Source organism: Aquimarina sp. AD10 (genome assembly GCF_003443715.1).
In the GTDB taxonomy this organism is placed as follows: Bacteria; Bacteroidota; Bacteroidia; order Flavobacteriales; family Flavobacteriaceae; genus Aquimarina; species Aquimarina aggregata.
In genome coordinates, this window is record NZ_CP031965.1 from 1,938,615 (window position 1) to 1,962,297 (window position 23,683).

The following is a 23,683-nucleotide window of genomic DNA, read 5'->3' on the forward strand; positions in this document are numbered from 1 at the left end:
CAATTTTAACATTTTTACCGTACATCTTGCAAGACAATCAAATTTGATATTTATAACTACCTAAATAATCTAAAATCAGATATATAATTCTTTTAATGTTTATTAATAAACAAATGCAATTCTATTCTCTTCTATGCTATAACAGTTTTATAAAAAAGGTTTTACCACACCCCAAACCTCCTGTGTTTACTGGAGTTTGTTAAAATTTACTTTTATTTTTTTATATACATTCGCTGCCTTAATACAAACTCTTAATATAAAAAATTATGAAAAAAAATGTTTATTACGGCTTTTTAGGATTAGCTATCGCCGGACTGGTTTCTTGTCAATCAGAACTTGAAGACGGACAGGATAACCAACAAGCATTACGTACTTCTCAAATAGAATCTTTAGGATTTAGTTCTGAAGGAATGTATAATGCTACTATGGAGGGTAAATCAGGTATCGTAGTCGAAGGTGATATATTTTTAGATGATTCTATGATTAGTAATCTTTTAGGTAATGATAAAGGTAGTAATGATGAAATTCAACAAAAACATTATGTTACTCCCAATTTGTTACCCAGAAATAGAGATGTCACTATCGATGTATATTTAGATTCTTCTTACGGGTCTAATATGGTTGCTGCATTTAATGAAGCCCTAAGTCGATATAATGAATTGAACTTAAATGTTACCTTTAGAAGAACTTTTAGAGAACGAGGATCTGATATAGCCATACTTTCAAGAAACATTCCTAATACTCCTCGAGGAGGTACTGTTTTAGGAAGAAGTGCTGGATTTCCTAGAAATAGTAGACCGGCAACACCAATCACTTTAAACTCTCGTATATTTGGTGGTACTAATGTTCCTGCCGACACACCTACTGTAATTGCACATGAAATTGGTCATGCTATTGGTTTCCGTCATACAGATTTTGCCGATCGTTCATTTAGTTGTGGTGGTGACTTTGATGCCGAAGGTAGAAGCGGCGCATTGTTTGTTCCTGGTACTCCTAGAGGTGCAGAAGCAGGTTCTTGGATGCTAGCTTGTAGTAATGGTAGTGATCGCCCATTTACAAGATCAGATAGAACTGCTTTACAGTTTGTTTACTAAAAAGCAAAACCAACATATATAATTTTAAAAAGAGTGGAAATTGTTCCACTCTTTTTTTATGTAACTCCTAATTGTGAATAGTTAATCACATTTCATCCTATTAAAACGACAACTCGGTAGTTTAGATTGGGCAAAAGCTTCGTATTTATAGACATTTGAATCATCAAAATAAAACAAATTCTATACATCAAAACTTAATATATTATGAAAACTATTGCCTTATTAATAGCATTAATGATTTCAAATTTTATTCTTCAAGCTCAAGAAGAAACCAAAGGAATAACTATTACTGTAACCGTACCAAATGTAACTAGTTCTGAAGGTGAAGTACTATTTGGCCTGTATGATGAAAGTACATTTTTAAAAGCCGCTCCTATCCAAGGTGAAAAAAGTAATATTGTAGATGGAGTAGCTACCATCACATTCAAAAACGTCCCTAAAGGAGTATTTGCGATTTCTTGTTTTCATGACAAGAATGGTAATAATAGAATGGATTTTGAAGATAATGGAATGCCTAAAGAAAACTATGGTATATCGAACAACAATATGAGTTATGGTCCCCCAGTATGGCAAGAAGCTAAATTTGAAGTGAATTCTGAAAATTTAGAAATGGAAATTAGAATGTAATATCAATTAAAAAAAGAGGTTGCTTAAAAAAGTAACCTCTTTTTAATTTATGTTGTCAATAAATGTCAATAATGTTCTTTCATAAGAATTTTATTAAAGTTTAGCTTTGTTCTTTTACAATACCTTTACTCACAAAAAGTTTCTTTAATCTCATATCTGAAGGTCTGGGAGCACTACTAGAAACAATATTTCCATCAGGATCTATTAGTATAAATTTTGGAATAGATTTTACAGCATATGATTTTATAAAATTAGAGTCAAAATCATGATCTGCTAAAAGTTGTATACCTCTTAATTGTTCTTTGTTTATATATTTTTTCCAAACATCACGATCTTCGATTTTATCAACCGAAATACTCACAAATTCAATAGTGCTATTTTTATATTCTTCCTCTAATTCTTTCAAATAGGGAATTTCCCTTTTACAAGGTACGCACCAAGTAGCCCAAACATCTATATATACATATTTACCTTTAAAGTCTACAAGACTACTCGTTCCTCCCAAAACATTTTCATAATTTTCAAAAACTGGTGATGGATTACCTACTTCAATCTTTTTTGCTTCTTTAATCACCTGTTCTACAACATTTATATAATTCTTGTCAACACTATTTTTTAGATAAAACTGTCGAAAATTTTCTCGAAATACTCCTGTACTCCCATTTATCCCAGTAATACTAGTTTTATAGAGATAATATTCTCTAAGAGGTGGGTAAGTAAAAGAATCTAAAATGAAAGTTTTATAATAGTATTGATTGGGTAGAAAAAACCTTTTATTTATAGTATCTGCTCTTCTATTTTTACTGGCATAGTGTCTCAACTTATTTTCTATAATGGTATTAAGCACTAAAGATTCTCCAAAAAACAATATAGAATCGTTAATATTAATGTCCTTATCCACTATCGATTTTAAACTATCGATTTTCTTCTTAGGCAATTTATTTCTAAACGTTTCTTTACGAAGACTATCCATTTTTTTTCTAAACTCAGGTTGTCGCATTTCATCTCCTTTTGCTTGACTAATCATGAATTTAGCCTTCTTAAATGCGTCTTGATTAACGCCATAATTATCAGCATATGTTGTAAGTGCTAACACCGGAAATACTTCTAGCTTTTTACGTTCGGCACTAACAAAATTATTATCAAAATCAGAACTATTAAGTAGACGTTTAAGCTCTTCAATTTCTGTATGAATATCTTTTTTGTAATCCTTCAAATTCTTTTTGATAAGGTCATCAAAAGCACTTGAAGTAGTTTGGTATCTATCATAAATCAATTTTGATTTTTGTAAAAAGTTATTTTCTTCGGCACCGATACCATCAAAAAGAACCTTATCCCCTTGAATCTTCATTTTTAGATCAAAACCAGGCGAGATATAAATCACAATATTATTAATCGTGTAATACCCTTTTTTAAGACTATCGGAGCTAATGACAAATTGATTTTCTTTATTTAACAGAACTTCCTTAGAAAAGTTTCCGCGTTTATCAAAATTCACAAAATTTTGATCTATTTTTTCTATTGTACCAGCTATACTAATTTTTTCTTGACTACATGAAATTAAGCCAATAATCAAAACTAAAAACACACTTCTATAAAACATAATTTTTCTTTTTTTTAAGGCGACTAATTTAAACTAAATAATTAGTTTGAACTAATTATTTAGTTTAAAAATATTGTTTACACAAAAATGCACCTCAAAAATCATCACAAACGTCACTATTATCCTCGTTAAAAGTTTTGAGAGTAATTTTAAACTCTTCTAATTTCAAACAATACAACACTACGTTTTCACAAGAACAGAATGTTAAAGAAAATTATCTAACATACATAAGGAGATACAAAATCATGCATGAGCCAACGTATGAACGAGTTATAACATTATAAATGGATAATATTTAATTTAAAAAAATACTTGTATAAAAAAGTAGGGTAAATACGTTTTAAAATGTTTTTAATTAATACAAAAAAACTGTCATGATTACTTTATAATAGAGACTCAATAATAGATATAAACTAAAATAAGATAAAAGAAACTGATCAATCTATCTACTCAAATTACCTTTCAACTCTTAAATTTGCGCGCCAATAAAATTACAACTACACTCTTTTCAACCTAAAAAAACCAGACATTATGAAAACCATAGTTTTTGAATCACAAAAAACTATTCTATTAAGAATTCCTCTTATAGCAATATTGATTTTTAACACCAAAATGCTAGCGCAACAAGAAACCATAAAAACGACTCGAATAGCTAACAAATTAACAAGACTTTATAAAGAAGTGATTGCCAATGATTATCAAGTAAGAGAAACCGAAATTAACAACTTAAAACGCCTTTTAAATACCAATACTGTAAGGTTCTCTAAAAAAGAAACCATATTAATGTCGATCGTATTATCTATTGGTTTAGGTAGTTTGATAGTAGTTTATTTAAGAAAGCGAAAAAAACTAAGAGCTATAAGACATAAAAATAGAAATCAAGAACTTTCCCCTTATAATGAACATATCAAAGCAGAGCAACTTTCTGCTACACTTATTGCTCAAGAAGAAAAGATAAAAAAGTTAGCAGAGTATAATAATGAACTCTTTGAAGTAATAGAAAAGAGCGCACCTCAAGATGTAGAAAAAATAAAACAGGATATTGATCAATTGCTTAGCGATCTCAAAATAGATTCTATAATACCTCATAAAACCGAAAAACCTCAAGAGACAAAGCATAGTAGGCTGTTATATGTGTTAAAACAAAAACATCCAAGTCTTTCTAAGACAGATCTAAAACATTGTCTTTTTATATACATGCAGCTTTCACTAAAAGAAACTGCAGCATTACTTCATGTAACTATTGCAACAGTAAAAAGTGGTAGACATCGAGCAAAAAACAAAATTAATCTCAATCCTAATAGTAAACTAAGAGAATACTTAGATCAAATATGATTAATTTTATTTTTTAATTCTTATTGGTTAAAATATAAAGAGCCACTCATAAATATATACAACCCCCTATTACCCGAAAAATAATAGCATATACATCTAGAGCAACTCTTTACTATACAAACTAATTCTGTTGTGAATTACAATTTTCTAAAGTCTTTTCTTTTTACATTCTTAATAGATAATTTTCGCTTCTTACTATTATAACAGATTGCTTCTAGAAGGATGAGAAAAATAGATTCAAAACAAAATATTTTTAACTTGCCTTTTAAACTTTAAAAACAAAACTTTCTAGGTCTAGCTTTGTATTTATGATCCCTACTCGTACAATATTATTTTTTTCATCTAATAGATAAGTTGTGGGTGTAGATTCGACTTGGTAATCATTGATCACTTTGATAGTCCCCACTAATTGCACAAAACTATACTGATTTTCTTTAGAGTGTTTTTTTAAATCTTCAACAGTAATCCCTTCTTCAATAACAATTACATCAAGATTTGTATATTCTTTCGAAAAATTGTGTAGCTCAGGATAATACTCTTTGCAATAGTTACAGTCTTTAGATCCAAAGACTAAAATTTTTCTTTTTTCGTTAGAAAAATCATTAAGACTAATTATTGCACCTTCTTTATTAAGCAATTCAAAATTTGGTGCTGGTGGTTTATCTATACTGGTTTCTGTATAAACATTATTTGTAAAAGACAGAGATGCAACTTTATCTTCTAGTGTTTCTATTTTTACTAAAGCCGTATCTAAAGAGAACTTCATTATCACCAATAAAATGATACAAGAAATTGTTACAGTAGCCAGAATCCCAGAAATAATATTTGATTTCATGTTTTCTTAGTTAAAAATTAAAGAGCTGTCCTAAGATATTTTAATCCCCCTTTGCCCCAAAAAAGCAAGCACATCCAGAACAACCCTTTAATAAAAGTTGGTTTTATGAAGTTTTATAAATTTCTACAGTTTTCTCTTTTTTTCGAATACCTCCAAAAAGTACTTTTTACCTTATAGGTTTGTTTTGGAATATTTCTAAAATGATTTGGGAAAGCTTTCCAGATACTATTTCTCTCAAAAACGGTTACTGGATCCTTACCAAATGGCTTTACATATGTTACATTAGCATCTCCAAGGATATGTACATCTAGGCTATAATTTCTTTCTTCCTCTCTTTTTTCAGCTATAATTCTAAAATCGCAACGTTTACCCTTAGGTACTACATCTCCATTTTGCCAATTAATAACATCTGTTCTACTTTCTTTTTTAGTTCTTTTTGTGTTGATTCCACTTTCAAAACCTATTTCGGTACCAAAATCAACTCCAGCACCCAAAAATTTAGATGATACTTTAAAAGTTAGTTTTGCATTTACTTTATTGGTAAATTCAAGAGATTCTTCTGTAGATCTTTCATAACTGTACGCTCTACCACTTAGTGTAACAGCTCTATCCCTGCGTCCTCTTTCGTTTATTACTTGTAATGTAAATGGCCCTTGAATGGTACGAACTTTAGCTCCTCTTACTTCTTTTCTTCGTAACTCCCAAGTTGCGGGGTTTTCGCTACCCTTACATTGTGCAAAATATTGTGGGCGATGCGGAAAATTATACCAAGAACATATATTTCTATTTTCATGTCTAAACGTCCAACTCATACCACCTACGAATTGTCTTTGATCTCTTCTCCATTTTGGAGCTTTTGTAGTATATCTTGCCATGGCTTGTTGCTCATCAGAGCCACTCATTCCATTATTATTCAAATCTCTACTAGTCATAACTCTACGAAAATGACTGTTGTTCTTAGCATTATTGAACCTAGTAGCTCTTAATTTTAAATACTCCTCTTCAGAAATTTGATCTCCTGACTTTGTGATGACAAAAGTGTTTTCGGTGTCTAAGGTTGTATCAATAAGAGTCGATTCTGTTGGAAGTGTTTCTTCGGTTTGTTTTTCACAGGATACAATTATTAATATTGCTCCTACTAAACTTATTGGTTTTAAGATTTTCATAATTTTAAGTTTAAAGATTTAATAAATAAAATTAATTATCAAGTTGATCAACGTGACAAATCTATTCTTTAGACAGGAAGAAAAATAAATTTTTGGGTATGCAAAAGGTTGGCAAAAAGTATGCATTTTGCTAGAAAAGGTTGGCAAAAAAAGTTCTTTACGCTAAACAAAAACTTAACTTATGGTTAAACCCTACTACTACTTAAATTAAACTAAACTATTGAAGGAAAATTATTTGAACATATTTTTCACAAGGTGTCTATAAAAAATCTAGTTTATAGTTTAGACGTATATATAATTTGGTAAATCATGGTTGCGAAAGATAGGACTCCAGGACTAGTTCATCATCAGGGATTTAACATGTGATTTAAAATTTGAAACATTATTCTTAAGAATTTTGCTTCGAACTTTGCATCGTATTGTTTGTACTTCTGAAATTTGCATTTGAAGCGTTTTTGCAGTTTTATCTTCAGGTATTTCTAAATATAAAAAAACACAATGCTGTATCTCGGCATCAGAAAAATTTGGATATAAAGGTCGTAATTGGTTTGCTATAATATCATGAAAAGGTAAATAGCTTATTTTTTTTTCTTTAGGTTTAGATTTTAAACTATGCTCATGAAAACCTGTTACCATATCGCAATTTGCTGCCATTTTAGTTTCAAAAAAATGCCCTAACGCTCTTCCTCTTCCTGACTTAATAAATGCAAGTTCTTGTTTTTGTTTTTTCAAAAGTACATCAGCAATTTTATTTTCTAGCTTATACTTTTTTATTTTTTGATCTCTCTTTTTAATTTCTGTAGAACACCATAGAAATAAGCCTAACAAACCTATTACTAGTATTGGTAAAATTATAAAAAACACAAGCTCTGTATTGTGAGAAAGTCCAACTATCTCATAGCTATGATAGTCTCGTTCTTTAGGAAAAGAAAGAGTATTTGATACTCCTTCTAAATCAGATAATATATAATCATTTAAAGTAAGTGACATTTGGATATACGAATTTGTGTTATAGTTTAAGCCTAATTACTTATTATATAACAATCAAATTCGGGTTTACCCTACTCATTAATGGGTAAAATATTCATTACTTTACCATAAGGATTACATTATTTAAACCTTGACAATTAAAACTACTACTATACACTTAATCCAAAATAGTTCCTATTTTAGGTTACAAAAGATTATTTACTTAATAAAATAGATAAAATAAATTTTTACCACAACCTTAATAGTTTTAACTAATAGCTTTATTATTTTTGTGATCCAAAAATAGCACAACTATGACCATAACTCAATTAAAGTATGTATTGGCGGTAGCAGAACATAAAAACTTTACTAAAGCCGCAGAGAAAACTTTTGTAACACAACCTACATTAAGTATGCAGATTCAAAAATTAGAAGATGAATTAGACATTCTTATTTTTGATCGTAGTAAAAAACCAATTGCCCTAACAGAGGTAGGAAGTAAATTAGTGCATCAAGCTCGAAATATTGTAAATGAAAGTGAACGAATTCAAGATATTGTTGATCAACAAAAGGGATTTATTGGAGGTGAGTTTAAACTAGGAGTTATCCCGACGGTAATGCCTACTCTATTACCTATGTTTTTAACTAATTTTATTAAGAAATATCCCAAAGTAAAACTTAAAATAGAAGAACTTCATACAGAAGCTATAGTAGAACGGTTACAAGACGGTCATCTTGATGCGGCAATTGCGGCAACTCCATTAGAAATAGATACAATAAAGGAACGTGTTTTGTATTATGAACCTTTTGTTGGATATGTCCCTACAAATCATAGGCTAAGTAAGAAAAGTAAACTTGACACTGCCGATCTTGATATTGATGATATGTTACTTTTAGAAGATGGTCATTGTTTTAGAGATGGGATTCTTAATTTATGTAAAACAAAAAGAAGTTATGATGAAGATCATTTTCAATTAGAGAGTGGAAGCTTCGAAACCCTGATAAAATTAGCTAATGAAGGATTAGGAATGACATTGCTCCCCTATCTACACACTTTAGATATTAAAAATACAGAAAAAAGCAATCTTCATTACTTTAACGAACCATCTCCTGCAAGAGAAGTAAGCCTTATTTTTAACAAGAGTGAATTGAAAATGCAAATCATAGAGGCTTTACATAACACAATAGCCGGAGTTATAAAAGGTGCTATTACTTTTCAAAATGTAGAAATTATTAGTCCTTTGGCTAAAAACTTATAATAGTTATTCTGAGTCTTGGGTAAAACCTTAAATATATTAGATACTAAAAAACTACAATTATTAAAAAAGCGACTCGAAAGTCGCTTTTTTTATGTTATTGATTTAAATAAATTAAACAAGATTGTAATTCTGGTTGTTTCACTGTTAGTGATTGAATCCAAATCTTTAGTTCTTCAATTTCATGTGGAAGTAATCTGTTTAGTGCTTTCAGTACTTCCTTTGTAAAAAGATTAACATCAAAACTTACTTTTCTAAGGATCGTCTTGGTATAATCAAACATAGCTCTAGCCATATATCAAATAGGGGTTTAAAATGTTAGGTTTAAACAAGTAATTGTAGGAATAAGCTTACTGTTTTTAAAGTTGTTTACCCAAATATAGTGAAACATATCTAGAAAAAAAGTGTTTTAGCGCTTATTTAACATTGCTAAAAACTATTATCGCCATCTAGAAGGTCTCCTAAACCACCTAATATACTACCTTCTCCTTTACTTTTGCCCCCACCTCTTGGAGCTAAAGCTAGTACCCTATTTGCTAATCTACTAAAAGGTAAAGACTGTATATATACTACTCCTGGTCCTGTAAGTGTTGCAAAAAATAAGCCTTCGCCCCCAAAAATGGTATTTTTTATACCACCTACAAATTCGATATCATAGTTTACACCTTTAGAGAATCCTATAATACACCCTGTATCAATTTTTAAGCGTTCTCCTGCTTGTAATTCTTTTCTAGCTGTGGTACCACCTGCATGTACAAATGCCATACCATCACCTTCTAGTTTCTGCATGATAAACCCCTCTCCACCAAATAATCCTCGTCCTAGTTTTCTAGAAAACTCTATGCCAACAGAAACGCCTTTTGCAGCGCATAAAAAAGCATCTTTTTGACAAATAAATTTTCCGCCATAATTAGTTAAATCTATAGGTATTATTTTTCCTGGATATGGTGATGCAAAACTTACTTTCTTTTTTCCTACAACTTCATTGTAAAAGGCTGTCATGAATAAACTTTCTCCTGTTAAAAGCCTCTTCCCCGCTCCAAAGATTTTGCCCATAACACCTTTGTCTTTATTCGAGCCATCTCCAAAAATGGTATCCATTTTAATCCCATCTTCCATCATCATAAAACTACCAGCTTCTGCTATAACCCCTTCTTGTGGATCTAATTCTATTTCCACATATTGCATTTCTTCACCTATAATTTCGTAATCGATTTCGTGTGCTGTCATACTTTTTACTATTTACTATAAATTGATTTATGAATATTTACTTTATGAGTAAACAATACTTCAATTATGTTACACATTCTTAAACGAACCTTATAACTTACTTGATTAATGCTTCACTTTCACTGTCCATTCAAAATTAAAAGTTGATACTACTACTCCCTCTTTATTTGTACCAACTGCTTTCATCCATACAGTCTGTCCTTCTCCAGTCTCAATAGTCTTTTTTATTGCATCTGCCACTAAATGGCCATCGTTGCAGACAAATGTTATTCTACCCGTTGCTTTTTTGGTAAAACTCGCATTATTATTGGCTACTAACATTGATATTTTTTTTCCACTATTACGTATATATCCTGTAACTAGAGCTCCTGTCGTTAATTCTGCGGCCATACCTTGAACTGCCCAGAACATAGAGTTAAAAGGGTTTTGATTTATCCACCTATGCTTTACACTAACAGTACAGTTATCTCTATCAATACTTTTTACACGCACTCCGCATATCCAAGCAGATGGTAATTTTAGAAATAAAAAGGTATTTAACTTACCCGGAGTAATATTCATGATTTTCTAATTTTAGTTATTACAATATAGGCAAAAGAAACAAGCATCAAAATAATTCAAAATCTTAAAATTATGTTAAATTATGGTACTATGTTTTGCATAATACCTTTTTTTAACCATATATTTGCATAAGAAACTATTATATACTTTTAAAAATGTTAGACAACAACCACAAGAATATAGCCACATTTATGCATCTAGGTGCATTTTCAAAGTATTTTATTCCTTTTGGAAATTATATAATTCCAATACTTTTATGGACAACCAATAAGGAAAAATCAAACTTTGTAGATGAGAACGGTAAGGAAGCGATTAACTTTCAATTAAGTATTTTACTATATACCGTAATATTAGGAATGCTCTCTTTTCCATTCTTCATTTTTAATGTATTTGGTGACGCTTCTGTATCTGACCTCTTTCATTTCAATGATTTTTCAATCAATTTATCTGAAGAAGGAGGATTTAGAACATTAATAGGAGCTTCTTTTATAGGTATTATAGCCTTGGTTGGTTTTTTCTTAGAAATCATTTTTATTATTACCGCTGCGTTAAAAGCTAATAAAGGAGAGTCATATAGATATCCTCTTTCTATAAGGTTTATTAAATAATAGTAAAAAAACGAAACACAACATACATAAATGAACCCTTCTATCAACATAACATATATTTTAACAACTCTTTTTGCAGGAGTGGCGTCTTTTTTCTTTCATGAATTAGCGCACTTTGTAACGGGCAGTTTATTAGGATATGAAATGGGTATGACATTAAACTCTGCCTATTTAATAGAAGGAAAGTATTCGACCGTTTGGCACAATCAATTGGTTAGTGCAGCAGGACCAATTTTTACGATATTAACCGGCTTTCTATTTTTTTATATTATCAAAAAAACGAAAAACGTGTATTGGTACCCATTTCTATTTTTTGCCTTTTTATTCAGGTTAATGGCAATGATCGTATCTATAATTAACCCTAATGATGAAGCAAGAATTAGTGAGTGGTTAGGCTTAGGAACGTGGATACTGCCATTATTAGTTAGCTTTACACTATTTTTTCTAGTCATTAAGACATCAAAAGAACAGAAATACTCTGTAAAATTTAATCTCATCAATTATCTTTTAGCATCTGTATGTATTGCAGCTGTTGTATTCTCTGATCAATATTTTTTTAAATAACCATCAAACATCAATCAAAAAATGAACAGTTTAACCTTTAAAAATTAGTTTTATGAAGATCGAAAACACAAAAGCGCAAATGCGCAAAGGTGTTCTGGAATATTGCATACTTTCTATCCTCAAAGACGATGATGCTTATGTAGCTGAAATTTTAGAAACCCTAAAAGATGCAAAGATGCTTGTTGTAGAAGGTACTATATACCCCTTACTTACAAGATTAAAAAATGCAGGATTACTTAGCTATAGATGGGAAGAATCAACATCTGGACCACCACGCAAATATTATGGATTAACAGAAACAGGAAAATTGTTTCTAAAAGAATTAAATACCACTTGGAACGAATTACAAAATGCTGTAAATCTGGTAACCAAACAAAAAAAGAAGTAAAATGAACAAGACAGTTAATATAAATTTAGCAGGTATATTTTTTCACATAGACGAAGATGCGTATCTAAAAATGCAACGCTATCTTGATGCCATAAAACGCTCCTTTACAGATTCGCAGGGTCGAGATGAGATTATTGCTGATATTGAAGCTCGTATAGCAGAATTATTTAATGAAAAAATAAAAGACGAAAAACAAGTCATAGGTGTCAAAGAGGTAGAAGAAGTGATCACCGTAATGGGACAACCCGAAGACTATAGATTAGATGAAGAAATATTTGAAGACGAACCAAGCACAGCTAATCAAACGCCTAAAACATCTAAACAATTATTTAGAGACACAACCAACTCTTATGTAGGAGGTGTAAGTTCTGGACTATCACATTATCTTGGTATAGACCCTATTTGGATTAGATTAGCGTGGATATTATTTACTATTTTTTCTAGTGGTGCTTTTGTCCTTATTTATGTGGCCTTTTGGATATTTGTTCCCGAAGCAAAAACTACATCTGATTTTTTGGCAATGAAGGGTGAAGCCGTAAACATAAGTAATATCGAAAAAAAAATCAAGGAAGGTTTCGATGGAGTGGCTGATACCGTTAAGAATGTAGATTACCAAAAATATAGTAACAAAGTAAAAAGTAGTTCTACAACATTTTTTGATGCACTAGGAGATGTGCTACTCTTTTTACTCAAGATTTTTGTAAAATTTATAGGTATACTACTCATTATAGTATCAGGAATAACATTAATTAGCTTATTTATTGGTCTATTTACAGTAGGAACATTTGGATTCATGGATATGCCATGGGTAGAATATTTTGAAGTAGGTAGCCACCCAGAAGTACCACTATGGTTACTATCGTTACTATCATTTTTTGCTGTAGGAATTCCTTTTTTCTTTTTATTCATTCTTGGACTAAAGATCTTAATCAACAATTTAAAATCTATCGGAACAGCCGCAAAGCTTGGATTATTAGGAGTTTGGATATTTGCAATAATAGGATTAATTATAATAGGCATTAGACAAGCAACACTTGAAGCGTATGATGCCGAAGTAATTACAGAAGAAAAACTGTTACCGATCACGCAAAGCGATACACTTACGATCAAAATGCAAAAGAATAGTCGATATACAAGACATTTACAACACAGGCATGATTACAAAATTAAGAGAGACAATCAAGGGAATCGAGTAATCGTTACTCAAGATATAGAGATATACTTAAAACCATCTAACAGAAATAATAATGTAGGCATTAGTATCGAAAAGAAAGCCGAAGGAAGGTCATATGAAGAAGCCTCTACTAGAGCCGAAGACATTAAATATTCCTACGAAGTAGATGATAAAACTTTATTATTAGACGGTTATGCGATTACAGAGTATGCTAATAAGTATAGAGATCAAGAAGTTAAAGTGATACTAACATTACCCGATGGAGTAACCATTTTTGCAGATGATAATACATCATCTTATAACAACTCCTGGAAGTATGATGATTATATCACTATTGATAATAAAGAAGAAAAGTATTTACAAATAATTAACGGAGAATTAGTATGTGAGAATTGCCCAGATGATGAAAACGAGTGGAAATATAAAGAATCAGATGATGATAGTGTAAATATTAATATCAACACAGATGATTCTGATACTAAACTTAAAATTAATGAAGAAGGAGTGCGACTCAAAAGTGAAGAAGTAGATATTAAAATAGACGAGAACGGAATAGACATCAAAACCGATAATTAAATTAATCAAAAAACGAACAGTTCAATCACATTAAAACACACAATTATGACAACGCTAGCCAAAATTTTAGTAACCTTATGCTTATCATTAGCATGTTGCTCCTGTAATATCACTTTTAATGGTATTAAAGGTGAAGGAGAAGTAGTAAAAAAAGAAATAGTTATTAATCAAGATTTCGAAGCTGTAAAAGCAAGCAGAGGATTAGATGTAATACTTATCAAGAGCCCGGATAAAAAAGTAGTCGTAGAAGCAAATGAAAATCTTCATAAACATATAAAAGTAACTGTAGAAGGAAATACCTTGATTATTACTTCTGACAAGAATATTTATATGGCAGACGAAAAAAATATCTACGTATCTTATGATAAACTAAACAAGGTTCATGTTAACAGTGGCGCAAGTGTTGCTTCTGAAGAAACAGTTGTTCAAAAAGATCTTGATCTAAGTGCTACTAGTGGTGCTGATATAAAATTAAAGATCAAAGCAGAAACTGTTGTTACATCTGTAACTAGTGGTGCTATGATTGGTCTTACAGGAAAAGTAAATAATCATAAAGCTAATGCTACCAGTGGAGCAAATATGCGTGCAGAGGATTTATTAAGTTTAGTAACAGAAGCAAAGGCTACCAGTGGGGCTAATATTAGAATTCATGCAAAAAATGAATTTACCGGAAAAGCCACTAGTGGAGCCAATATTATATACTATGGTAAACCTGAAAAAGTATCCGAGGTGGATAACTCAGGTGGAAATGTAAGAAGACAATAAAACCTAACAACCTAACCAATCAAATTAATCAACCACAACAACTATCCAATCAAAACTAACTGTCTAGAAAGTAACAACTAATCAACCAATCACTTTTTAGGCAGTTTTCTTTTTAATACAACATCAAATCAAAAAAAGACCTCATCAGTCTATATCAATCAAAAAACGAACATTATGATAGCAACTACACAAGCTAAAAACATAATCTTATTATGTTTATTTATAGTATTATCAAATAACCTCCTAATTGCTCAATCACCTTCTAATACAGATACTGACTCTGTAAAAAACACTATTTTAAAACTTGATCAAGAATTCTGGAAATCATATAACACATGTGATATAGAAACTTTTAAAACATTTTTTATACAAGATTTTGAGTTTTATCATGATAAAGGTGGATTAACTGCTGGGTTAGATCATATGATGGAGCTTGTAAAAAGTGGGTTGTGCGGTAGTGAAAACCCTAGAGTCAGAAGAGAAGTTATAGAAGGATCTGTAAATGTATATCCTTTACGAAACTACGGTGCGATTATAAGTGGTGAACATCGTTTTTACATTACAGAAAAAGGAAAAAAAGAAAGATTAACAGAAGTTGCAAAATTCACTCATGTCTGGCAGCACAACGATAAAAAATGGAAAATGACCCGAGTTTTAAGTTATGATCATCAACCTGCTCCACAAAATACCGATAAAAAAGAAATCTCGGTAACTGATGAGATTTTAGCACAATACCTTGGAACGTATCAGGCTCCTAAAACAGGAACTGTAGTTGTATCAAAAAAAGATAATTTATTACAAATTACGGCTGGTAAGATGGAAATGATCGTATATCCTCAATCAAAAAATCTATTTTTTCATAAACAAAGCCCACTTACCTTTGAGTTTGTTAAAGATGCTCAAGACACAACAATCAAATTTATTGTTCGCGAAAACGGAAACATAGCCGAAGAAGCAAAAAAAGTCAAGTAATCAAAATGTAACTATTTTCAGGTTTGAATTTATAGATAAGAAAACAACCTATTTTTATCTATAAATTCAAACCTGAAAATAGTATTATAGATTTAATGTATTAATTTTATCTTTAACAGTCCCACGTTCTCCTAATCTTACAATCATAAGTATTATTTTGACTACCAATCCCGGGGCATCGATTATATTCCCTTTTTTTGCCACCTTATAATCTCGTTCTTTAATAAGTTCTGGAATATTTTCATCTATAGTATTTGCCATTTTTACAGCAAAATCCCACGCACCATCTCTTGCTAATTTCATACTAAAATCCACTAAAAAATCATCTGCCTTTCGTGTTAGTTTTAATATCTTCTTTAAAGTAGGCCAAATTTCTGCTAAATCATTCTCTACTTCGTTAACCAATGATGATAAAATATCATTAATTTTATCAAAATCCCCTTTTAGATCTTCAATAGTACTTGTATTAGAAATCTGGGCAGCAGCAATACCCAAATCAAGGTTAATATGGGCATTAATTCCTACCAATAAATGTTGTAACACAATCGGCCAATACATTTTAGACAATGTAAATGCTTTTGTCCAACTCATCGTTATCTCTTTATCTTCTTGATAAGCAAAATAAGCTTCAAGATACCTGTTCGCAAATATCACATCTAACTTTTCCATTCTTGGGCCATCATCAAAAAAATCATTTTCGATTCCTTCTTTTACTTTGATCGTCACTTTTCTATATAAAGCTGCAAAATATCCCAATGGATTATTATCGGTCTTTGATTGAATAATGATATCTTCTAAAATAACAATAACATCATTTATGGTTTGTGCTGGTATCACGTTACTTATTGGTTTTGGTTTTAATACGTTTATTAAATATACGCTCTTTACTTTTGTTTTTGTACATGTATAATTTTCTAAATATCAAATATGAGATACAAAATCCTTAATTCTCACACTGCGATGCAACTTTAATTAAGTATATAAGTCTTTTTTGAAAAGAAATTTTACAATAAATCATATACTTAAACTTCAAAAAAATTGTTTATTAGCATACAAATCTGATATAAATATGAAAACGTCAATGTTGTTATTAGGTTCTCTTTTATTTATAGGGAATGTTTATAGTCAAAAAGAAAAAATTAAAGGCAATAAAATTGTTAATACAGAAGAAGTAGCTATAGAAGGTTTTCATACTATAGAAATATATGACAATTTTGAAGTCGCTATTGATGAGAGTAGCGATAATCAAGTTCGAATTGAAGCCGACAGCAACCTACACGAACATATACAAGTTACTGTTCAAGATAGTATATTAACTATTACGTCTGATAAAGATTTACGTCGCGCAAAAGCATTAAATATTGAAATTTTTTATGCTTCAGACATAAAGAAGATAACGCTTTATAATAAAGCACATATAAAGTCATTATCCACAATTAATTCTGGCGAATTAACTGTAGAGGCAAATGATAACACCGAAGTTTTTATAACCGCAGATGCGGGCAAATTATCTTGTACTGCAAACGGGAAATCTACAATTGAATTTCATGTGACGGCAAAAGATGTCGTTTATCAGATAAACGATAATGCAGAAGCTAAAGGAATAGTAACTACCGATAATCTGAAAGTCGATTTATATCAAAAAGGATCGGCTAAGCTTGAAGGTACAGTGCAATCCATGTTGCTAAGAGCCGATAATGAAACTGACTTTTATGGTGAAAAATTAAGCAGTACTAAAACCTCTTTAATAGCAGAAGGTTCTAGTGATTGTTATATTTTGGTAAACGAAGAAGTTATCATAGAAGCTACCGATAAGACTGAAGTTTTTATTTTAGGTGAACCTACTACCACTACAATTAAGGCATTCTCAAACGAGGCTACATTATTTAAGAAAAATGTAGATTATGTTCCTAGTAAGCTTAGATTAAACTAAAAACACACTATTAAAATCTTAATAAGACCTCATTTTTCAACCATATAACTTACACATTTATTATTTTTAATCACTTCGTAATTACTAATGAGGTAGTATGAGTTTAATACGCATAGATAGCTCTATACAAATCATTTTCATGCACCATGCATAATCAAAAGTATTAAAAGCATAAACTGATCAAATAATAAGAAATTTTCAGCTCTATAATTTTGTATTTTTAAGATTCTAATTTTAACTCTTAAAACCAAAATCATGAAAAAAATTTCAATCCATTTATTGGTAACATTTTTTATGCTTACTAGTTACAACAATCTGTTTTCTCAGTGCACCAGTTGTTCCTTGAGTGGTCCATCTGAAATAAATTTAAATCAAACCAGAACTTTTTCTACAAGTACATTAAGTGGCGCAAATTATTTTTGGTCAACAACAGGTGGATTAACAATAGTAGGAAGTAATACTTCGTCTTCTGTTTCTGTAAAAGGCACTACCGCAGGTAGTGGTAAAATATGCGTGACCAGATATAAAAATGGATCAGAGCCTTGTTGTTATTGTAGAACAATTAACATTAAACCACCTTGTACTGTCCCATCTGTATCCATAGCTCAAGAACCTTTTGGTTGTCAAGGTGATGTATTAACTTTTAACGCAGTTCTAAACCCGTCAAACGCATCTGGGTCTTATAATTGGAATGTTTCTTCTGGAGGGACTATCATTGGTTCAAACTCAAATAAAACGCTTAATGTACAATCTTCTACCAGTTTCGGGTTTAGTATAAGTTTGACCTTTACATCAACGTGTAACAATACACAGGTTAATGCTTTTACATTAGCTCAATTCTTAGATTGTGGTTTTATTATTTCACCTAATCCATCAAGTGACATGTTAATAGTTCAACCTACTACAGAAAATGATAAAGCAACAAAACCATATTCTGTTGAAGTCATAGATCAAAACGGAGAAGTACAATTAAAGGCAAAAGTTAATAAAGATAATAACCAAATAGACATCAGTAATTTACCAAATGATTTATATTTTGTTAGGGTTGTCATGAATGGAAAGGTCATAAAAACGACTAAATTGATTAAAAAATAACAATTGAAAACCTATTAAAAACAACACCCATCAAGTTTTAAAACCTGATGGGTGTTTTATATTTCTATAATTCTTCTTAAGCAGAAACTTCTTCGCTAGTTTCTATAGTTGCCAAATATCGTTCTGCATCTAGTGCCGCCATACAACCGGTACCAGCAGCAGTAACTGCTTGTCTATATTCTTTATCCTGCACATCACCCGATGCAAATACACCTGGAAGATTCGTTTTAGTAGATTTACCCTCGGTAATAATGTACCCAGTATCATCCATGTCTATCTGTCCTTTAAAAATATCTGTATTTGGTTTATGCCCAATCGCAATAAATAATCCTGTAATCTCAATTTCAGATTTATCTCCAGTTTGATTATTTACCATTCTTAATCCTTCTACAACCTGATCCCCTAAAACTTCATCAACTTCTGTATTATATAATACTTTAAGGTTAGGTGTATTGTTTACTCTATGTTGCATTGCCTTAGACGCTCTCATATAATCTTTACGCACTAGCATAGTCACATTAGAACAAATGTTAGCTAAATACGTTGCTTCCTCAGCTGCAGTATCCCCTGCTCCAACAATAGCAACATCTTGTCCTTTATAGAAAAAACCATCACAAACTGCACAAGCAGAAACACCACCACCTCTTAATTTTTGTTCGCTAGGTAGACCTAAATACTTTGCCGTTGCTCCTGTAGAAATAATAACTGCTTCAGCTTCAATCTGCTTAGCATTATCAACAGTAACTTTATGAACTCCTCCTTCTTCTGTACTAAAATCAACAGCAGTCACCATTCCAATACGTACTTCTGTACCAAAACGTTCTGCTTGTTGTTGTAATTGTACCATCATGGTAGGGCCATCAATTCCTTCAGGATATCCGGGGAAATTATCAACTTCTGTAGTGGTTGTTAATTGTCCTCCTGGTTCCATACCTGTATACATAACAGGTTTAAGATCAGCTCTAGCTGCATATATCGCTGCAGTATATCCTGCAGGTCCCGATCCTATAATAAGGCATTTTATTTTTTCTATTGTATCAGACATATTGGTATCTTTTTGTATGATGTAAAAGTAGCAATTTGATCATAAACCTTACATTAAAGTTATTAAGAATTATTATTACTCTATAAAGTTGAATGATTGTTTTTTTCTTAACACGTAATACTATTAAATTTATACCCAAGAAATTAAGTCATCCCATAATTATGTCGTTTTTTAATGTATTAGATATTTTAGGTACTATAGCTTTTGCCATTTCGGGAGCTTTAAGTGCAATGAATAGAAAGTTAGATCTTTTCGGAATATTTATAATTGCCTTTGTCACCTCTATAGGAGGAGGAACAATACGAGATGTACTAATTGGCAACACTCCTGTATCATGGATGGAAAATACTATAAATTTATATTTAATTGGATGTGTGACCATAGTAGCTATTATATTTAGAAACAAACTAGATTATCTGAAAAAATCGTTATTTTTATTTGACACTATTGGGTTAGGTGTTTTTACAATAATTGGTGTTGAAACTGGAATCATGGCAGGTTTAGAACCTATTGTCTCAATTGCTTTGGGAGCTATGACCGGTTGCTTTGGTGGCGTATTAAGGGACATTTTATGTAATGAAATCCCCGTTATCTTTAGAAAAGAAATATATGCCACAGCTTCTATTGCAGGAGGAGTTTGTTTTATGGTGCTATATACATTAAACATCACTCAAAATAGTATCTATATAATAACAACATTACTTATTATTAGTATTCGGCTATTAGTTGTAAAATATAAAGTGTCATTACCATCATTTACGGTACAAAAATAAAAATGATGTATCATGTGAGTTGGATATTAACAATCTAGTATGGAAGAACATAGACAATTAAATGATTTGGATTTTAAAGAGCAGTTTAAAAATACAATTTTAGACCCAACTCTTTTTTCTCACGAAGCGCATATTAGATTAGCTTGGATTTATATTACAAATTATAATGTAGTTACAGCTTGTGAATTAATTCCTGGGCAGATATTAAATTTTGCAACCAAGCACGGTGATCCTGATAAATTTAATGCCACAGTAACTATTGCTGCAATACATATTGTAGATCATTTTATACAAAAATCAGAATCTTTAAATTTTCAAGATTTCATTGCCGAATTTCCAAGGATTAAATACAACTTTAAAGAGCTTTTAAATTCTCATTATGGCTTTGATATATTTACATCTAAAAAAGCTAAATTAAACTATATTGAACCAGACATATTATCATTTTAACGTAATCTCTTGCCTTAATACCTATAAAAAAGCGCCATTTATAATGACGCTTTTTCAAAATTTCAATTTTGTATTCTAATTATTTAGGCATTACGACATCACTAATCACATGGATTACACCATTTTTTGCCATAACATCAGTTTTTGCAATTTTACTATAGTTACCATTTTGATCTTTTAACCATATTTTACCATCTTTTTCTAAAACCAAAACCTTCGCTCCTCCAAGAGTTTTTAATTCTACTTTGCCTTTACCCTTCTTTAGGGCACTAACCACATCACTAGCAGTGATTTTACCAGCAATTACATGATAGGTAAGTATCGCTGATAATTTTTCCTTGTTTTCAGGTTTTAATAAAGATTTTAATGTTTTTGAGTCAATCTTACCAAAAGCATCATTGGTAGGTGCAAATACTGTAAAAGGTCCTTCACCTTTTAGGGCTGTAACCAAATCAGCAGCTTTTAGGGCTGTAACCAATGTAGAAAAATCATCTACAGATACAGCTACATCAACAATATCCTTATTTGTCTTTTGAGCGGATATAGTTTGTGTAAATACAAATAATATAATAGTCGAAATAATAAAAACTAATTTTTTCATGATATTTATTTTAATTATTAAACAATTTTAAGCGCGCTTTACATATTCATATACACAAGTTTGATACGTTTGGATGAGGTTGGCATATTTTTTTCTTAAATTTGAGTAATCCCACCGATAAAATGCAAGATAATTTAGGGCTCATAAAACGATTACAAAATCAAGATAGCACTGCGCTTTCTAGCATATATGATCAGTATTCTGGAGCTTTGTATGGTGTAATTTTGCGTATCTGTAAAAATGAAGAACAAGCACAAGATTTACTTCAGGAAACATTCTTGAAAATCTGGCAAAAGGCTCATCAATATGATCCTCAAAAGGGGAAATTTTTTACATGGTCCTATCGAATTGCAAAAAATATATCGTTAAATGCGATGAGAAAAACTTCTAAACTCATCCAAAACGAAGATTTAAGTGTATATGAAAATAAAGAAGTTAATGAAAACCAAATAGATATATTACAACTAAATGGTTCATTAAAGCTCTTAGACCCTCATCATCAAAAAGCATTAGAACTTGTTTATTTTAATGGGCTTACTCATCGGGAAGCACACAAAGAAATGGATGTGCCCTTGGGCACCTTTAAATCTTACATTAAACAGGCATTAAAAAAATTGAGAGAGACATATCAAAAAGAACTCTTTTTATTGTGGATAATACTAGAAAAGATGATATGATGGATAGGAATTCTATAAAAGATACAGGAATATTAGAACAGTATTTGCTAGGTGAGCTATCAGATAAACAAATGACTGAAGTCGAAAATATCTTAAAGCAAGATCAAGAATTGCGTGAATATTTTCTGGCTATGGAAGATGATTTTGAAAAATTAGCTATCGAAAATGCTATCCCGCCTCCTATCCATATAAAAAAATCATTATTAACTGCTGTGGCATCACCTAAAACTTTAGATGATTCAGATAAAGTAATCTCTATCAAAACAAAAGATAGACGTTCTATCTACATGACTATAGCTGCCAGTTTCGCTTTATTATTTGCCTTAAGTTCTGGTTGGTTATATAATCAATGGCAAACTACCAGAGACACAATAAAAACTGTTCAAAATCAAACAGTTGATTTTCAAAATCGTATTAACACTCTAGAAAATCAATTAAATGAAACAAATAAATGGTATACAGCAATTAATACTCCTAATACCATACAATTAATATTAAAAGGAAATAAAATATCTCCTAATTCTACTGCTATTACTTATGTAAATCATACAGAAAAGACAGTTATATTAAACGCTAAGGGGTTGGTTAAACTAGATAAGAACAAAACGTATCAGATGTGGGCAGATGTGGATGGAGAAATGATAGACATGGGCATTGTAGCATCTAATCAAGATATGATCGCCATGAAATATATCGATAATGCCGCCTCTATAAATATTACAATAGAACCGGCCGGAGGTAATGATCACCCTACTGTTGAACGTTTAATTTCTAATGTATTTCTATAATTTATAGGTCAACCCCTATAAATACTCACATATTTAGTTTTAATATGTTTTAATTTTTAAATATACTGACTAATGAAAAATATACTTTGTATTCTACTTTACTTTACGATTAGTATTTCTTTACATGCGCAAGAAACTAAAAAATACCTGAAGAAGGTTTCATCATTAGATACTACATTAGCAACATTATATGATGTAATTTCTGGTGAAAAAGGCGAACAACGAAATTGGGAGTTGTTTAAATTTTTATTTGCTCCAGAAGCAAAACTTATCCCTTCAGGAAAAAGTAAAGAAGATATTTTTAAAGTCAGGTATCTATCTCCTGATGAATATATAAATACTTCCGGAAAGTGGCTCTTAGAAAATGGTTTCTTCGAAAAAGAAATACATCGAACCGTAAACACATTTGGAAATATTACTCACGTTTTTAGCACTTATGAATCCTTTAAAAGCAAGACTGATAAAAAACCTTTTATGAGAGGCATTAATAGTATTCAATTATTAAATGACGGCAAACGGTGGTGGGTTGTTAATATTTATTGGACTCAAGAAACCAAAGAAAATCCAATTCCAAAAGAATATTTATTAACTCAATAAA

27 protein-coding genes are annotated in these 23,683 nt (G+C 30.8%); 17 read left to right on the top strand and 10 right to left on the bottom strand.

Going from position 1 to position 23,683, the window contains the following annotated elements; all coding sequences use genetic code 11:
* The first annotated feature begins 266 nt into the window (after positions 1-266).
* The gene (locus tag D1816_RS08170; RefSeq protein ID WP_082832566.1) at positions 267-1,094 is read left to right on the top strand and encodes a M57 family metalloprotease; all 828 of its coding nucleotides are present in this window, start codon (positions 267-269) and stop codon (positions 1,092-1,094) included.
* 204 nt (positions 1,095-1,298) lie between these two features.
* Positions 1,299-1,721 carry a DUF2141 domain-containing protein gene (locus D1816_RS08175; protein ID WP_066318473.1) on the top strand — a complete coding sequence of 141 codons (423 nt, stop codon included), beginning with the start codon at positions 1,299-1,301 and terminating at the stop codon, positions 1,719-1,721.
* Between the two features lie 100 nt (positions 1,722-1,821).
* Here the strand turns inward: D1816_RS08175 and D1816_RS08180 are convergent, their stop codons facing one another.
* Positions 1,822-3,324 (bottom strand): TlpA disulfide reductase family protein, encoded by a 1,503-nt coding sequence (locus D1816_RS08180; protein ID WP_118502135.1) that lies wholly within the window; start codon positions 3,322-3,324, stop codon positions 1,822-1,824.
* Positions 3,325-3,855: 531 nt separating this feature from the next.
* On the opposite strand from D1816_RS08180, the gene D1816_RS08185 reads away from it, so the two are divergent.
* Positions 3,856-4,659 carry a hypothetical protein gene (locus D1816_RS08185; RefSeq protein WP_118502138.1) on the top strand — a complete coding sequence of 268 codons (804 nt, stop codon included), beginning with the start codon at positions 3,856-3,858 and terminating at the stop codon, positions 4,657-4,659.
* Between the two features lie 265 nt (positions 4,660-4,924).
* On the opposite strand, the gene D1816_RS08190 is transcribed toward D1816_RS08185, so the two are convergent.
* The 3 genes from D1816_RS08190 to D1816_RS08200 all read right to left on the bottom strand — a co-directional run bounded on the left by D1816_RS08190 (position 4,925) and on the right by D1816_RS08200 (position 7,650).
* The gene (locus D1816_RS08190) at positions 4,925-5,494 is read right to left on the bottom strand and encodes a redoxin domain-containing protein (RefSeq protein WP_118502140.1); all 570 of its coding nucleotides are present in this window, start codon (positions 5,492-5,494) and stop codon (positions 4,925-4,927) included.
* Positions 5,495-5,607: 113 nt separating this feature from the next.
* Positions 5,608-6,660, bottom strand: coding sequence for a hypothetical protein (locus D1816_RS08195; RefSeq protein WP_118502142.1), 1,053 nt, complete (start codon positions 6,658-6,660; stop codon positions 5,608-5,610).
* Between the two features lie 336 nt (positions 6,661-6,996).
* A complete protein-coding gene (locus tag D1816_RS08200; RefSeq protein ID WP_118502144.1) occupies positions 6,997-7,650 on the bottom strand; it encodes a hypothetical protein in 654 nt (217 codons plus the stop codon).
* Positions 7,651-7,943: 293 nt separating this feature from the next.
* Here D1816_RS08200 and D1816_RS08205 point away from each other — a divergent pair, with 293 nt between their 5' ends.
* Entirely contained in the window at positions 7,944-8,888 is a 945-nt protein-coding gene (locus tag D1816_RS08205; protein ID WP_066318486.1) for a LysR substrate-binding domain-containing protein, read from the top strand.
* Between the two features lie 94 nt (positions 8,889-8,982).
* Here the strand turns inward: D1816_RS08205 and D1816_RS08210 are convergent, their stop codons facing one another.
* The 3 genes from D1816_RS08210 to D1816_RS08220 all read right to left on the bottom strand — a co-directional run bounded on the left by D1816_RS08210 (position 8,983) and on the right by D1816_RS08220 (position 10,676).
* Positions 8,983-9,180, bottom strand: coding sequence for a hypothetical protein (locus D1816_RS08210; protein WP_118502146.1), 198 nt, complete (start codon positions 9,178-9,180; stop codon positions 8,983-8,985).
* Between the two features lie 134 nt (positions 9,181-9,314).
* Positions 9,315-10,115 (bottom strand): TIGR00266 family protein, encoded by an 801-nt coding sequence (locus D1816_RS08215; protein ID WP_066318491.1) that lies wholly within the window; start codon positions 10,113-10,115, stop codon positions 9,315-9,317.
* A gap of 105 nt (positions 10,116-10,220) precedes the next feature.
* Entirely contained in the window at positions 10,221-10,676 is a 456-nt protein-coding gene (locus tag D1816_RS08220; RefSeq protein WP_066318496.1) for a DUF4442 domain-containing protein, read from the bottom strand.
* Positions 10,677-10,831: 155 nt separating this feature from the next.
* Between D1816_RS08220 and D1816_RS08225 the strand changes: the two genes are divergently transcribed.
* The 6 genes from D1816_RS08225 to D1816_RS08250 all read left to right on the top strand — a co-directional run bounded on the left by D1816_RS08225 (position 10,832) and on the right by D1816_RS08250 (position 15,723).
* Positions 10,832-11,284, top strand: a complete 453-nt coding sequence (locus D1816_RS08225) for a DUF4870 domain-containing protein (RefSeq protein WP_118502148.1) — start codon at positions 10,832-10,834, stop codon at positions 11,282-11,284.
* A gap of 30 nt (positions 11,285-11,314) precedes the next feature.
* Positions 11,315-11,848: a hypothetical protein gene (locus D1816_RS08230; protein WP_066318501.1), complete on the top strand. Its 534-nt coding sequence runs from the start codon at positions 11,315-11,317 to the stop codon at positions 11,846-11,848.
* A gap of 52 nt (positions 11,849-11,900) precedes the next feature.
* Complete coding sequence (locus tag D1816_RS08235; RefSeq protein ID WP_066318509.1) at positions 11,901-12,236, top strand: PadR family transcriptional regulator; 336 nt, start codon at positions 11,901-11,903, stop codon at positions 12,234-12,236.
* Between the two features lies 1 nt (position 12,237).
* Positions 12,238-13,986 carry a PspC domain-containing protein gene (locus D1816_RS08240; RefSeq protein WP_118502150.1) on the top strand — a complete coding sequence of 583 codons (1,749 nt, stop codon included), beginning with the start codon at positions 12,238-12,240 and terminating at the stop codon, positions 13,984-13,986.
* Between the two features lie 45 nt (positions 13,987-14,031).
* On the top strand, positions 14,032-14,751 hold the full coding sequence (locus tag D1816_RS08245; RefSeq protein ID WP_118502152.1) for a head GIN domain-containing protein: 720 nt from the start codon (positions 14,032-14,034) through the stop codon (positions 14,749-14,751).
* Between the two features lie 174 nt (positions 14,752-14,925).
* Positions 14,926-15,723 (top strand): DUF4440 domain-containing protein, encoded by a 798-nt coding sequence (locus D1816_RS08250; RefSeq protein WP_066318518.1) that lies wholly within the window; start codon positions 14,926-14,928, stop codon positions 15,721-15,723.
* 84 nt (positions 15,724-15,807) lie between these two features.
* Here the strand turns inward: D1816_RS08250 and D1816_RS08255 are convergent, their stop codons facing one another.
* Entirely contained in the window at positions 15,808-16,560 is a 753-nt protein-coding gene (locus D1816_RS08255) for a DUF5995 family protein (RefSeq protein WP_233565234.1), read from the bottom strand.
* A gap of 232 nt (positions 16,561-16,792) precedes the next feature.
* On the opposite strand from D1816_RS08255, the gene D1816_RS08260 reads away from it, so the two are divergent.
* Together D1816_RS08260 and D1816_RS08265 are read left to right on the top strand one after the other, a co-directional pair.
* Positions 16,793-17,656 carry a GIN domain-containing protein gene (locus D1816_RS08260; RefSeq protein ID WP_082832567.1) on the top strand — a complete coding sequence of 288 codons (864 nt, stop codon included), beginning with the start codon at positions 16,793-16,795 and terminating at the stop codon, positions 17,654-17,656.
* A gap of 255 nt (positions 17,657-17,911) precedes the next feature.
* Positions 17,912-18,751 carry a T9SS type A sorting domain-containing protein gene (locus tag D1816_RS08265; RefSeq protein WP_118502156.1) on the top strand — a complete coding sequence of 280 codons (840 nt, stop codon included), beginning with the start codon at positions 17,912-17,914 and terminating at the stop codon, positions 18,749-18,751.
* A 76-nt stretch (positions 18,752-18,827) separates the two neighbouring features.
* On the opposite strand, the gene trxB is transcribed toward D1816_RS08265, so the two are convergent.
* On the bottom strand, positions 18,828-19,796 hold the full coding sequence (gene trxB / locus D1816_RS08270; protein WP_066318526.1) for a thioredoxin-disulfide reductase: 969 nt from the start codon (positions 19,794-19,796) through the stop codon (positions 18,828-18,830).
* A 161-nt stretch (positions 19,797-19,957) separates the two neighbouring features.
* On the opposite strand from trxB, the gene D1816_RS08275 reads away from it, so the two are divergent.
* Positions 19,958-20,569: a trimeric intracellular cation channel family protein gene (locus tag D1816_RS08275; protein WP_066318528.1), complete on the top strand. Its 612-nt coding sequence runs from the start codon at positions 19,958-19,960 to the stop codon at positions 20,567-20,569.
* 39 nt (positions 20,570-20,608) lie between these two features.
* Positions 20,609-21,019 (top strand): hypothetical protein, encoded by a 411-nt coding sequence (locus D1816_RS08280; RefSeq protein WP_118502158.1) that lies wholly within the window; start codon positions 20,609-20,611, stop codon positions 21,017-21,019.
* Between the two features lie 79 nt (positions 21,020-21,098).
* Here D1816_RS08280 and D1816_RS08285 read toward each other — a convergent pair whose 3' ends face one another.
* A complete protein-coding gene (locus tag D1816_RS08285) occupies positions 21,099-21,620 on the bottom strand; it encodes a fasciclin domain-containing protein (protein ID WP_118502160.1) in 522 nt (173 codons plus the stop codon).
* Between the two features lie 101 nt (positions 21,621-21,721).
* Here D1816_RS08285 and D1816_RS08290 point away from each other — a divergent pair, with 101 nt between their 5' ends.
* The 3 genes from D1816_RS08290 (at position 21,722) to D1816_RS08300 (ending at position 23,682) form a co-directional block, all read left to right on the top strand.
* Positions 21,722-22,297 carry an RNA polymerase sigma factor gene (locus D1816_RS08290; protein WP_232517435.1) on the top strand — a complete coding sequence of 192 codons (576 nt, stop codon included), beginning with the start codon at positions 21,722-21,724 and terminating at the stop codon, positions 22,295-22,297.
* Positions 22,270-23,085: an anti-sigma factor gene (locus D1816_RS08295; protein ID WP_118502162.1), complete on the top strand. Its 816-nt coding sequence runs from the start codon at positions 22,270-22,272 to the stop codon at positions 23,083-23,085. Before D1816_RS08290 ends, D1816_RS08295 begins: the two co-directional genes overlap by 28 nt.
* A gap of 72 nt (positions 23,086-23,157) precedes the next feature.
* Positions 23,158-23,682, top strand: coding sequence for a hypothetical protein (locus D1816_RS08300; RefSeq protein ID WP_118502164.1), 525 nt, complete (start codon positions 23,158-23,160; stop codon positions 23,680-23,682).
* Position 23,683: the final 1 nt, after the last annotated feature.